This is a genomic window from Bacillus sp. FSL K6-2865 (genome assembly GCF_040311405.1).
GTDB classification, from domain to species: Bacteria; Bacillota; Bacilli; order Bacillales; family Bacillaceae; genus Bacillus; species Bacillus velezensis.
Genome location: NZ_CP152036.1, coordinates 102455 through 115397 on the forward strand (window position 1 = coordinate 102455; position 12943 = coordinate 115397).

Consider the following 12943-nt stretch of genomic DNA (forward strand, 5'->3'; position numbering starts at 1 on the left):
AAAGATTGATTTGTCAAGAATGCAATGAGAGACCGGCCACTTTTCACTTTACGAAAGTTGTTAATGGAGAAAAACAAGAAGTTCATATTTGTGAACAATGTGCAAAAGAAAATAGCGATTCATACAGTATAAGTGGAAACCAAGGGTTCTCGATCCATAATTTATTATCAGGGCTGCTGAATATGGAGTCTTCATTTCAAAACACCGGTTCTCAAATGTTCGGCTACTCAGAGCAAGGCACAGCTTGTAAGAAATGCGGTATGACGTTTCAGCAGCTGAGAAAAACAGGGCGTTTCGGCTGTGCGGAATGTTACGATACGTTCTACAGCCAAATTACGCCGATCTTGCGAAAAGTTCACAGCGGGAATACGGTGCATGCTGGGAAAATTCCAAAACGAATAGGCGGAAACCTGCATGTAAGACGGCAAATGGAAATGTTAAAAAAAGAACTTGAATCTTTAATACACCACGAAGAGTTTGAAAGAGCAGCGGAGGTCAGGGATCAGATCCGATCGTTAGAGCAGAAGTTAAAAAGTAAAGACAGTGAGGGGGAACAAGGGTAATGTCGCTCAAGCATTTTATTCAGGACGCACTAAGCAATTGGATGAAGCAAAAGGGACCTGAAAGTGACATTGTACTCAGCAGCCGTATACGGTTGGCCCGAAACTTTGAAAATATAAAGTTTCCCGCCCGGTATACGAATGAAGAAGCCTCATCCATCATTCAGCAATTCGAAGATCACTTTTCAGGAAAAGAACTGCCTGATATCGGTCAATTTCATTTAATCAGAATGAGTGAAGCTCAGCCTTTGGAAAAACGGGTGCTGATGGAGAAACATCTGATCAGCCCGAATTTAACGGAATCCCCTTTTGGCGGCTGTCTGCTTTCTGAAAATGAAGAAGTCAGCATTATGTTAAATGAAGAAGATCATATCAGAATTCAATGCCTCTTCCCCGGCTTCCAGCTTCTCAATGCCATAAAAGCGGCAAACCAGGTTGATGACTGGATTGAGGAGAAAGTGGATTACGCCTTTGGAGAGAAGAGAGGGTACTTAACAAGCTGTCCTACAAATGTAGGGACGGGACTAAGGGCTTCAGTCATGATGCATTTGCCGGGCCTTGTATTAACTAGGCAAATGAATCGAATTATACCGGCAATTAACCAATTAGGTTTAGTTGTTAGAGGAATTTACGGTGAAGGCAGCGAAGCATTAGGAAATATCTTTCAAATTTCAAATCAAATCACACTCGGAAAATCAGAACAGGACATTGTAGATGATTTAAACAGTGTGGCTGCCCAGCTGATTGAGCAGGAACGTTCAGCCCGAGAAGCGCTTTACCAAACCTCGAAAATTGAATTGGAGGACCGGGTATTCAGGTCTTACGGTGTTTTATCCAACTGCCGTATGATTGAATCAAAGGAAACGGCGAAATGCCTTTCTGACGTTCGGCTGGGGATAGACCTGGGGATCATTAAAGGGCTATCAAGCAATATACTTAATGAACTGATGATTTTGACACAGCCGGGTTTTCTCCAGCAATATTCGGGCGGTGCATTACGGCCGAACGAAAGAGACGCGAGAAGAGCGGCTCTTATCAGGGAAAGGCTGCATTTAGAAATGAGTGCAAATAGACAGGAGGATGATTCGATATGATGTTTGGAAGGTTTACAGAGCGAGCTCAAAAGGTATTGGCACTGGCACAGGAAGAAGCACTGCGCTTAGGCCATAACAATATTGGAACTGAACATATCTTATTAGGTCTGGTTCGTGAAGGAGAAGGGATTGCGGCTAAAGCACTCCAAGCACTCGGACTCGGTTCGGATAAAATTCAGAAAGAAGTGGAGAGCTTAATCGGACGGGGACAGGAAATGTCTCAAACGATTCATTATACGCCAAGAGCAAAAAAAGTCATTGAGCTCAGCATGGATGAAGCCAGAAAGCTAGGACATTCTTATGTGGGAACAGAACACATACTTCTCGGACTGATTCGTGAAGGAGAAGGCGTAGCGGCGAGAGTTCTGAATAATCTCGGTGTCAGCTTGAATAAGGCGAGACAGCAAGTGCTGCAGCTTCTGGGAAGCAATGAGACGGGATCTTCTGCATCCGGTACGAACAGCAATGCAAACACGCCGACGCTGGACAGTCTGGCGCGTGATTTAACTGCGATTGCGAAGGAAGACAGTCTTGATCCGGTTATCGGCCGAAGCAAAGAAATTCAGCGTGTTATTGAGGTATTAAGCCGCAGAACGAAGAATAACCCCGTTCTTATCGGAGAACCGGGTGTAGGTAAAACTGCGATTGCTGAAGGCCTCGCACAGCAGATCATCAATAATGAAGTGCCGGAAATTTTACGTGATAAACGCGTAATGACATTAGACATGGGTACGGTTGTAGCCGGTACGAAATACCGCGGAGAATTTGAAGACCGCTTGAAAAAAGTAATGGATGAAATACGTCAGGCCGGCAATATTATTTTATTCATTGACGAACTGCATACACTGATTGGAGCGGGGGGAGCAGAAGGTGCGATTGACGCATCGAATATCTTAAAACCTTCACTGGCCCGCGGAGAGCTCCAATGCATCGGTGCGACAACGCTTGATGAATACCGTAAATATATCGAAAAAGACGCCGCTCTCGAGCGCCGTTTCCAGCCGATTCAGGTGGATCAGCCCTCAGCCGATGAAAGCATTCAAATTTTAAAAGGACTCCGTGACCGCTATGAAGCGCATCACCGCGTATCCATTACCGATGAAGCGATTGAAGCGGCGGTAAAATTGTCCGACCGTTATATTTCTGACCGCTTCCTTCCGGATAAAGCGATCGATTTAATTGATGAAGCCGGTTCAAAAGTGCGTCTCCGTTCGTTCACAACGCCTCCGAACTTAAAAGAGCTTGAGCAGAAACTCGATGAAGTTCGCAAGGAAAAAGACGCTGCCGTTCAGAGCCAGGAGTTTGAAAAAGCGGCTTCCCTTCGTGATACGGAGCAGCGCCTGAGAGAACAGGTGGAAGACACGAAAAAAACGTGGAAAGAAAAACAAGGACAGGAGAACTCCGAAGTTTCTGTAGAGGATATCGCGATGGTTGTATCCAGCTGGACCGGGGTGCCTGTATCTAAAATTGCCCAAACGGAAACAGATAAGCTTCTCAATATGGAAAGCATTCTGCACTCCCGCGTCATCGGCCAGGATGAAGCTGTTGTAGCCGTTGCAAAGGCTGTCAGACGTGCAAGAGCCGGTCTGAAGGACCCGAAACGCCCGATTGGTTCATTCATCTTCCTAGGCCCTACAGGCGTTGGGAAGACAGAGCTGGCACGAGCGCTGGCGGAATCCATTTTCGGTGATGAGGAAGCGATGATCAGAGTGGATATGTCCGAATACATGGAGAAACACTCGACTTCACGTCTTGTCGGTTCTCCTCCGGGATATGTCGGCTATGATGAAGGCGGCCAGCTGACAGAAAAAGTGAGAAGAAAACCTTACTCTGTCGTACTGCTTGATGAAATTGAAAAAGCGCACCCTGATGTGTTTAACATACTCCTGCAAGTGCTTGAAGACGGACGCTTGACTGATTCAAAAGGACGCACTGTGGATTTTCGCAACACGATCCTGATTATGACGTCAAACGTCGGAGCGAGCGAGCTGAAACGCAACAAATATGTGGGCTTCAATGTGCAGGATGAATCACAAAACCATAAAGACATGAAAGACAAAGTCATGGGAGAGCTGAAGCGTGCCTTCAGACCTGAGTTTATCAACCGGATTGACGAAATTATCGTCTTCCACTCCCTTGAGAAAAAACATCTTACAGACATCGTGTCGCTTATGTCTGATCAGTTAACAAAACGTCTGAAAGAACAAGATCTCTCTATCGAGCTGACGGATGCTGCAAAAGCAAAAGTGGCAGAAGAGGGCGTCGATTTGGAATACGGCGCACGTCCGTTAAGAAGAGCGATTCAAAAGCATGTGGAGGACCGGTTATCAGAAGAACTCCTCAGAGGCAATATTGATAAAGGCCAGCACATTGTTCTTGATGTTGAGGACGGCGAATTTGTCGTAAAAACAACTGCTAAAACGAACTAATATAGTGACAAACATGAGGCATACGTAAGCGAGTGTATGCCTCACTTTGTTATATAGAGAAATATTCGATAAGGAAGAGGTCTTACAACATATATGGCTAAATCAAAAACAAAATTCATCTGCCACTCATGCGGTTATGAATCCGCAAAATGGATGGGAAAGTGCCCGGGCTGCGGGGCTTGGAATACAATGGTGGAAGAAACCATAAAAAAAGCGCCGGCGAATCGGCGGGCGGCTTTCTCCCACTCCGTTCAAACCGTCCAGAAACCATCACCCATTACATCAATTGAAACATCGGAAGAACCCCGCGTCCAAACAAAGCTCGAAGAATTCAACAGAGTGCTTGGCGGCGGCGTTGTGAAAGGCTCGTTAGTATTAATCGGCGGCGATCCCGGGATCGGAAAATCAACGCTCCTTCTCCAAGTATCCGCACAATTAGCAGATACGGCCGGCAGCGTGCTTTACATTTCAGGGGAAGAATCCGTGAAGCAAACGAAGCTGCGCGCCGACAGACTTGGAATCCACAGCCAAATGTTACATGTTTTATCTGAAACCGATATGGAGTATATTTCGTCTGCTATACAAGAGATGAAACCCGCATTTGTTGTCGTAGACTCCATTCAGACCGTTTACCAAAGTGATATCACCTCGGCTCCCGGCAGTGTATCACAAGTAAGAGAGTGTACGGCCGAATTGATGAAAATCGCGAAAACAAACGGCATACCTATTTTTATCGTCGGGCACGTCACAAAAGAAGGATCGATCGCGGGGCCGAGATTGCTTGAGCACATGGTCGATACCGTTCTATACTTTGAAGGAGAGCGGCACCATACATTCCGTATTTTGCGGGCCGTAAAAAACCGTTTCGGCTCCACAAATGAAATGGGCATCTTTGAAATGCGGGAAGAGGGGCTTACGGAAGTGCTGAACCCTTCTGAAATTTTCTTGGAAGAGCGTTCTGCCGGGGCATCGGGTTCGAGTATCGTTGCGTCAATGGAAGGAACGAGACCGATTCTGGTTGAAATCCAGGCGCTCATTTCACCGACCAGTTTTGGAAACCCGCGCCGCATGGCTACAGGCATAGACCACAACAGGGTATCGTTAATTATGGCTGTGCTTGAGAAGCGGGTGGGTCTTTTGCTTCAAAATCAAGATGCGTATTTAAAGGTCGCCGGCGGGGTCAAACTGGATGAACCGGCGATTGATTTGGCAGTAGCCGTCAGCATTGCCTCAAGCTTCAGAGATACACCGCCGAATCCCGCAGATTGCTTTATCGGTGAAGTGGGTCTGACAGGAGAAGTCCGCAGGGTGTCAAGAATCGAACAGCGCGTAAAGGAAGCGGCGAAACTCGGCTTCAAGCGCATGATCATACCTGAGGCGAATGCAGACGGGTGGACAATACCAAAAGGGATTGAGGTTGTCGGAGTAGCAAATGTTGCAGAAGCGCTTCGTACTTCATTAGGAGGATCATAATAGATGGAAAAAGAGAAAAAAGGGGCGAAACAAGAGCTTGACCTGTCTGCAATTCTGCAGTTCGTTGCACCGGGCACCCCGCTCAGAGCCGGGATAGAGAATGTACTTCGGGCAAATACAGGCGGCCTGATTGTTGTCGGATACAATGATAAGGTAAAGCAAGTCGTGGATGGCGGTTTTCATATTAATACATCATTTGCGCCCGCTCACTTATACGAGCTGGCCAAAATGGACGGTGCCATTATTTTAAGTGATTCCGGCCAGAAAATTCTTTATGCGAATACGCAGCTTATGCCGGAGGCGACCATTTCTTCTTCAGAAACGGGAATGAGACACCGTACGGCGGAACGGGTGGCGAAGCAGACCGGCTGTCTCGTCATCGCCATTTCTGAGCGCAGAAATGTCATTACGTTATATCAGGACAGCATGAAGTACACACTAAAGGACATAGGATTTATTTTAACAAAGGCAAATCAGGCCATTCAAACGCTTGAGAAGTATAAAACCATTTTAGACAAAACGATTACGGCTTTAAACGCATTAGAGTTTGAGGAGCTTGTGACATTCAGTGACGTGCTGTCCGTCATGCATCGATATGAAATGGTGCTCCGAATAAAAAATGAAATCAATATGTATATTAAAGAACTCGGAACGGAAGGCCACTTAATCCGTCTGCAGGTGATTGAACTGATTACGGACATGGAAGAAGAGGCAGCACTTTTCATCAAAGACTATGTCAAAGAAAAAATCAAAGATCCGTTCGTGCTGTTAAAAGAGCTTCAGGATATGTCCAGCTATGATCTGCTTGATGATTCCATTCTGTTTAAGCTGCTTGGATATCCGGCTTCTACCAATCTTGATGATTATGTGCTCCCGAGAGGATACAGGCTGCTGAACAAAATTCCGCGTCTGCCGATGCCGATTGTTGAAAATGTGGTTGAGGCGTTCGGATTTTTGCCAAGCATAACGGAAGCCACTGTAGAAGAGCTTGATGATGTTGAGGGTATCGGCGAAGTGCGCGCCAAAAAAATCAAAAAAGGCTTAAAACGCCTTCAGGAAAAACACTATATAGATAGACAGCTTTAAGAATCGCTTAAACCTGTCGGAATCCGGGTATATTATTGTTAGTTTTTGTTTATTCTGAATTTGTAGGCTCTGACAGTCTGCTGAAAAAATGTTACTTAAAAGGAGGTGGAGGTATGTTAAAACGAATAGTTCAGGCGTTCTTCATTATTGTGGGCGGCGTTGTCGGTATCTTTTTAATACCTGAATTGTTTGTGCTGTCAAATATACAGGACATACCTTTAATAACAAACGCATATACGTCTGCTGCAATTGGTGCTATTATCTTTTTTCTCATCAGTATATGGACGACAGAATATGTGATTAATTGGGTAAAATGGATTGAAGATTCTTTGCTGAGAGCTCCGGTGCCGGATCTGTTATTCGGGAGTCTCGGATTGGTTTTTGGACTTATCATCGCATATCTCATTGTAAACGTGATTCCGCTGGACAATATTCCGTACCGTATATTCAGCACCATCATTCCGGTCTTTCTGGCTTTCTTTCTCGGTTATCTGGGCTTCCAAGTCGGATTTAAGAAAAAGGATGAACTGATCAGTCTTTTCTCCATTTCTGCAAGAATGCAGAAGAAAAAGGGAAGTGCTGATGAGGAGCAGGAGGAACAGGATAAAAGGCTGAAAATCTTGGATACAAGTGTTATTATTGATGGGAGAATTGCAGATATTTGTCAGACGGGCTTTTTAGAAGGCGTCATTGTCATTCCTCAATTTGTGCTGGAGGAATTACAGCATATCGCTGATTCTTCAGATGTTTTAAAACGTAACAGAGGACGCCGCGGACTGGATATCTTGAATCGCATTCAAAAGGAACTGGATATTACGGTTGAAATTTATGAAGGCGACTTCGAGGACATTCAGGAGGTTGACAGCAAGCTTGTCAAACTTGCGAAGCTGACATCCGGCGTCGTTGTGACGAATGATTTTAATTTAAATAAAGTATGCGAGCTTCAGAAGGTTGCGGTACTGAATATTAATGACCTTGCAAACGCGGTGAAGCCGGTTGTGCTTCCGGGCGAAGAGATGAATGTGCAGGTGATTAAGGACGGGAAAGAGCATAATCAAGGTGTGGCTTACTTGGATGACGGGACGATGATTGTTGTGGAAGAAGGCCGCAATTATATAGGGAAACATATTGATGTGCTCGTAACCAGCGTACTGCAGACAGCGGCGGGACGAATGATTTTTGCCAAGCCCAAGCTGCTTGAGAAAGCTCTTTAAGAGGGAGTTCATATGGAATATGTTGTCGTTATTCCGGCTGCCGGACAAGGAAAACGGATGAAGGCCGGGAAAAATAAGCTGTTCATCAGCTTAAAAGGTGCGCCTGTTATTATACACACACTGCGGGTTTTTGAAAGCCACGCACCCTGTCAGAAAATAATCCTGGTGATAAACGAGAGTGAACGGGAAGATTTTCGCCAGCTGCTGGCCCAATTTCCGATTCAGACGGAAATTGAGCTTGTTACCGGAGGTGCGGAGCGTCAGCACAGTGTATACGAAGGACTGAAAGTGATTGATAAGGAAGCGGTCGTCCTTGTTCATGACGGAGCGCGACCGTTTGTCACACATCAGCATATCGATAAGCTCGTTGAAACAGCAGAGGAGGCGGGAGCGGCTGTCCTGGCTGTTCCTGTGAAAGACACGATAAAACGGGCGGAAGGCTCCCGGGTTGCGGAGACCTTTGATCGTTCAAGCTTGTGGGCCGTTCAAACGCCGCAGGCTTTTCGTCTTTCTTTATTGAAAAAGGCGCATATGGAAGCGGAAAACAAAGGCTTCTTAGGGACGGATGACGCCAGCCTCGTCGAGCGTCTTGATGGATATCAGGTGAGTATCGTTGAAGGCAGCTATACCAATATTAAGCTGACAACGCCGGATGACCTGATATTTGCGAAAGCAATCATGAAAGCGGAAAGTGGGAATCATAATGTTTAGAATCGGACAAGGATTTGATGTGCATCAATTAACGGAAGGCCGTCCTCTCATCATCGGCGGAATTGAAATTCCTTATGAAAAGGGGCTGCTCGGACATTCAGATGCGGATGTATTGCTGCATACAGTCGCAGACGCGTGTCTCGGAGCGGCAGGTGAAGGAGATATCGGCAAGCATTTCCCGGATACTGATCCGGAATTCAAGGATGCGGATTCTTTTAAGCTGCTTCAGCATGTCTGGAACATTGTAAAAGAAAAAGGATACGTACTCGGAAATATAGACTGCACGATTATTGCGCAAAAGCCGAAAATGGCGCCGCATATTGATGCTATGAGAAAACGGATAGCGGAAGGCCTTGAGGCGGACGTCTCTCAAGTAAACGTAAAAGCGACGACGACAGAAAAGCTCGGGTTTACCGGAAGAGCCGAAGGAATTGCCGCTCAGGCGACCGTTCTGATCCAAAAAGCCTGATCATTGTTTTGATGCCCGGTCTATTTGGTGGTAGAATAGATACATATATTCGGCTAGAGGCTACAGACGAGATGAAAGGAAGTATTTGAACATGGGAAATGAAGTACGCGTTCGTTATGCACCGAGTCCGACCGGACATTTGCATATCGGTAACGCCAGAACGGCGCTTTTTAACTATTTATTTGCCCGCAGCCAAGGCGGAAAGTTTATTATCCGGATTGAGGATACGGACAAAAAGCGAAATATTGAAGGCGGAGAGCAAAGCCAGCTCAACTATTTGAAATGGCTCGGCATGGACTGGGATGAAAGTGTGGATATCGGCGGAGAATACGGCCCGTACCGCCAGTCTGAGCGTAACGACATTTACAAAAAGTACTATGAAGAGCTTCTTGAAAAAGGGCTTGCTTATAAATGTTTCTGTACGGAAGAAGAACTTGAGAAAGAACGTGAAGAGCAAATCGCCCGCGGGGAAATGCCGCGCTATTCCGGCAAACACAGAAACCTGACTCAGGAAGAGCAGGAGCAGTTTTTAGCCGAAGGCAGACAGCCGAGCATCCGTTTTCGCGTGCCGGAAGGGAAAATCATCGCATTTAACGATATCGTAAAAGGTGAGATTTCTTTTGAATCAGACGGCATCGGCGACTTTGTCATCGTCAAAAAAGACGGAACACCGACGTATAACTTTGCCGTCGCGATTGACGATTACTTAATGAAAATGACGCACGTGCTCCGCGGTGAGGATCACATTTCAAATACACCGAAACAGATCATGATTTTCCAGGCATTCGGCTGGGATGTTCCTGTCTTCGGACATATGACGCTTATCGTAAACGAAAGCCGCAAAAAATTAAGTAAACGTGATGAATCAATTATCCAGTTTATTGAGCAGTATGATGAGCTGGGTTACCTGCCTGAAGCGCTGTTTAACTTTATCGGACTTCTCGGCTGGTCTCCCGTCGGTGAAGAAGAGCTTTTCACAAGAGAACAATTCATTGAAATTTTTGATGTGAATCGTTTGTCTAAGTCACCGGCTCTGTTTGATATGCATAAACTGAAATGGGTCAACAACCAATACGTCAAAGCGCTGGATCTTGATCAAGTGGTTGAGCTGACCCTGCCGCACCTGCAAAAAGCAGGAAAAGTCGGCACTGAGCTTTCTGCCGAGGAGCAGGAATGGGTTCGTAAATTAATTTCTCTTTACCATGAGCAATTGAGCTACGGCGCTGAAATTGTCGAGCTGACTGATTTGTTCTTTAAAGATGAGATCGAGTATAATCAAGAGGCAAAAGCCGTTCTGGAAGAGGAACAGGTGCCTGAAGTGCTCAGCGTATTTGCTGCGAAGCTTGAAGAGCTTGAAGAATTTACGCCTGAGCTGATCAAAGCCTCAATCAAAGCTGTTCAGAAAGAAACAGGCCATAAAGGCAAAAAGCTGTTCATGCCGATTCGCGTAGCGGTTACCGGTCAGACACACGGTCCTGAGCTTCCGCAGGCCATTGAGCTGATCGGCAGTGAAACAGCCGTCAGACGCCTGAAAAGCATTTAAATATACGATTGTTGACAGGGAAGAGTATAAAACAATGACCATTACAGAAAGAATCTTCATCGGCTGAGAGAGATTCATGCGTCATGTTTTAGAAGTGCGCCCTTAAGACCTTTGAAGAACATTTCTGCGGAAATCAGTATTTAAAGGCGGCCGCCGCCGTTACCGGCTTTTAAGTTGGGAAAACAGTGACTTGTTTTTCAAACAGAGTGGAACCGCGCGGTAAAAGCGTCTCTGTCATGTTTACATGCAGAGGCGCTTTTTTTATAGGCGGAAAAACAGACTGGAGCGGGGAGAGAATGGGGGGAAGCATGTGTTTTTTAAAATGCTAAAAGAAGACATAGATACAGTGTTCGATCAAGATCCGGCAGCAAGAAGCTATTTCGAAGTTGTTTTAACTTATTCTGGTTTACATGCTATATGGGCGCATCGGATTGCACATGCTTTATATAAACGGAGATTTTTCTTCCTGGCGCGCCTGATATCACAGATTGCCCGTTTCTTTACCGGAATTGAAATCCATCCCGGCGCGACCATCGGGAGAAGGTTTTTCATTGACCACGGTATGGGGGTCGTCATAGGGGAAACATGTGAAATCGGCAATAACGTGACGGTATTCCAAGGTGTCACTCTCGGGGGAACGGGAAAAGAAAAGGGGAAGCGGCATCCGACCATAAAAGATGATGCTTTAATTGCAACCGGAGCGAAGGTGCTCGGCTCTATTACGGTCGGGCAGGGTTCTAAAGTAGGGGCCGGCTCCGTTGTGCTTCGTGATGTTCCCGACTTTTCAACCGTTGTCGGCATACCGGGGAAAGTCGTCATTCAGAACGGAAGAAAAATCAAACGCGATCTCAATCACCAAGACTTGCCCGATCCGGTTGCTGACAGGTTAAGAGCATTGGAGCAGCAGATTTTTGAACTGCAGGCTGAACTGGAAGATAAAAAAGAAAGGATCAACCAAAAATGACCATTACACTTTATAATACATTGACACGGAAAAAGGAAACATTCGTTCCTCTCGAGGAAGGCAAAGTAAAAATGTACGTGTGCGGACCGACTGTATACAACTATATTCATATCGGAAACGCCCGTCCGGCGATTGTGTATGATACCGTACGCAACTATTTAGAGTATAAAGGATACGATGTCCAATACGTATCGAATTTCACCGATGTTGACGACAAACTGATTAAGGCGGCCAACGAGCTCGGCGAGGACGTCCCGACCATTTCTGAACGGTTCATTAAAGCGTATTTTGAAGATGTGGGCGCCCTCGGATGCCGGAAAGCGGATCTTCACCCCCGAGTCATGGAAAACATGGACGCCATTATTGAATTTGTCAGCGAGCTGATTAAAAAAGGCTACGCTTATGAATCAGAAGGCGACGTCTATTTCAAAACAAGAGCCTTCGAAGGCTACGGAAAGCTATCTCAGCAATCAATTGATGAACTCAGATCAGGCGCGCGTATCCGTGTCGGCGAGAAGAAAGAGGATGCGCTGGACTTTGCTCTTTGGAAAGCTGCTAAGGACGGAGAAATTTCATGGGATAGCCCTTGGGGAAAAGGCCGCCCGGGCTGGCATATTGAATGCTCCGCAATGGTGAAAAAGTATTTGGGTGACGAAATCGATATTCATGCCGGCGGTCAGGACCTGACATTCCCGCACCATGAAAACGAAATCGCCCAATCTGAAGCATTAACAGGCAAGACATTCGCAAAATACTGGCTTCACAACGGATATATCAATATCGATAATGAGAAAATGTCAAAATCGCTCGGCAACTTTGTTTTGGTGCACGATATCATTAAGCAATATGACCCGCAGCTTTTGAGATTTTTCATGCTGTCCGTTCATTACCGCCACCCGATCAACTATTCGGAAGAGCTGCTTGAGAAAACAAAAAACGCGTTTAACCGCCTGAAGACGGCCTACAGTAATTTAAACCATCGTTTGATTAGCAGCACGAATCTGACTGACAATGATGAGGAATGGCTCGCTAAAATCGAAGAGCACCGCACTGCGTTTGAAGAAGCAATGGATGATGATTTTAATACGGCGAATGCGATTTCCGTTTGGTTTGATCTGGCGAAGCTCGCCAATTACTACATGCAGGAAGACAATACGGCGGATCACGTCATTAAAGCCTTTATCAGCATGTTTGACAGAATCGGATCTGTTCTCGGACTTACGCTCGGCGAAGAAGAGCTTGTCGACGAAGAGATTGAAGAGTTGATTGAGAAGAGAAATGAAGCCCGCCGCAATCGCGATTTTGCTTTGTCAGACCAGATTCGCGATCAGCTGAAAAGCATGAATATCATTCTTGAAGATACGGCCCAGGGAACTCGCTGGAAGCGGGGAGAGTAAGCG

Annotated in this window: 11 protein-coding genes and 1 other annotated feature; all 11 genes read left to right on the top strand. The window is 46.0% G+C overall.

Annotation, left to right across the window (positions count from 1 at the left end; translation table 11 throughout):
• Positions 1-5: 5 nt before the first annotated feature.
• The 11 genes from NYE42_RS00570 to cysS all read left to right on the top strand — a co-directional run bounded on the left by NYE42_RS00570 (position 6) and on the right by cysS (position 12940).
• Entirely contained in the window at positions 6-563 is a 558-nt protein-coding gene (locus NYE42_RS00570; protein ID WP_007410387.1) for a UvrB/UvrC motif-containing protein, read from the top strand.
• Positions 563-1654, top strand: a complete 1092-nt coding sequence (locus tag NYE42_RS00575) for a protein arginine kinase (RefSeq protein WP_003156398.1) — start codon at positions 563-565, stop codon at positions 1652-1654. Before NYE42_RS00570 ends, NYE42_RS00575 begins: the two co-directional genes overlap by 1 nt.
• The gene (clpC, locus tag NYE42_RS00580; RefSeq protein WP_007410388.1) at positions 1651-4083 is read left to right on the top strand and encodes an ATP-dependent protease ATP-binding subunit ClpC; all 2433 of its coding nucleotides are present in this window, start codon (positions 1651-1653) and stop codon (positions 4081-4083) included. The genes NYE42_RS00575 and clpC overlap by 4 nt, the downstream gene beginning before the upstream one ends.
• A gap of 93 nt (positions 4084-4176) precedes the next feature.
• Complete coding sequence (gene radA, locus NYE42_RS00585) at positions 4177-5556, top strand: DNA repair protein RadA (RefSeq protein ID WP_095352457.1); 1380 nt, start codon at positions 4177-4179, stop codon at positions 5554-5556.
• A 3-nt stretch (positions 5557-5559) separates the two neighbouring features.
• Positions 5560-6642 (top strand): DNA integrity scanning diadenylate cyclase DisA, encoded by a 1083-nt coding sequence (disA, locus tag NYE42_RS00590; RefSeq protein ID WP_007410390.1) that lies wholly within the window; start codon positions 5560-5562, stop codon positions 6640-6642.
• 113 nt (positions 6643-6755) lie between these two features.
• A complete protein-coding gene (locus NYE42_RS00595; protein ID WP_003156403.1) occupies positions 6756-7856 on the top strand; it encodes a PIN/TRAM domain-containing protein in 1101 nt (366 codons plus the stop codon).
• Between the two features lie 12 nt (positions 7857-7868).
• On the top strand, positions 7869-8567 hold the full coding sequence (gene ispD / locus NYE42_RS00600; protein WP_342497179.1) for a 2-C-methyl-D-erythritol 4-phosphate cytidylyltransferase: 699 nt from the start codon (positions 7869-7871) through the stop codon (positions 8565-8567).
• On the top strand, positions 8560-9036 hold the full coding sequence (gene ispF / locus NYE42_RS00605) for a 2-C-methyl-D-erythritol 2,4-cyclodiphosphate synthase (RefSeq protein WP_003156407.1): 477 nt from the start codon (positions 8560-8562) through the stop codon (positions 9034-9036). The genes ispD and ispF overlap by 8 nt, the downstream gene beginning before the upstream one ends.
• A 91-nt stretch (positions 9037-9127) precedes the next feature.
• Positions 9128-10579 (top strand): glutamate--tRNA ligase, encoded by a 1452-nt coding sequence (gene gltX, locus NYE42_RS00610; protein WP_064115709.1) that lies wholly within the window; start codon positions 9128-9130, stop codon positions 10577-10579.
• 2 nt (positions 10580-10581) lie between these two features.
• Positions 10582-10815: a binding site (T-box leader), on the top strand.
• A 74-nt stretch (positions 10816-10889) separates the two neighbouring features.
• A complete protein-coding gene (gene cysE / locus NYE42_RS00615; protein WP_007410393.1) occupies positions 10890-11543 on the top strand; it encodes a serine O-acetyltransferase in 654 nt (217 codons plus the stop codon).
• Positions 11540-12940 (top strand): cysteine--tRNA ligase, encoded by a 1401-nt coding sequence (gene cysS / locus NYE42_RS00620; RefSeq protein ID WP_335390522.1) that lies wholly within the window; start codon positions 11540-11542, stop codon positions 12938-12940. The genes cysE and cysS overlap by 4 nt, the downstream gene beginning before the upstream one ends.
• Positions 12941-12943 lie beyond the last annotated feature (3 nt).

Bases quoted from the DNA above. Each gene is read 5' to 3' on its own strand.
- ispF (WP_003156407.1), top strand. From the start codon at position 8,560: ATGTTTAGAATCGGACAAGGATTTGATGTGCATCAATTAACGGAAGGC.
- clpC (WP_007410388.1), top strand. From the start codon at position 1,651: ATGATGTTTGGAAGGTTTACAGAGCGAGCTCAAAAGGTATTGGCACTG.
- gltX (WP_064115709.1), top strand. From the start codon at position 9,128: ATGGGAAATGAAGTACGCGTTCGTTATGCACCGAGTCCGACCGGACAT.
- ispD (WP_342497179.1), top strand. From the start codon at position 7,869: ATGGAATATGTTGTCGTTATTCCGGCTGCCGGACAAGGAAAACGGATG.
- NYE42_RS00575 (WP_003156398.1), top strand. From the start codon at position 563: ATGTCGCTCAAGCATTTTATTCAGGACGCACTAAGCAATTGGATGAAG.
- radA (WP_095352457.1), top strand. From the start codon at position 4,177: ATGGCTAAATCAAAAACAAAATTCATCTGCCACTCATGCGGTTATGAA.
- cysS (WP_335390522.1), top strand. From the start codon at position 11,540: ATGACCATTACACTTTATAATACATTGACACGGAAAAAGGAAACATTC.
- disA (WP_007410390.1), top strand. From the start codon at position 5,560: ATGGAAAAAGAGAAAAAAGGGGCGAAACAAGAGCTTGACCTGTCTGCA.
- NYE42_RS00595 (WP_003156403.1), top strand. From the start codon at position 6,756: ATGTTAAAACGAATAGTTCAGGCGTTCTTCATTATTGTGGGCGGCGTT.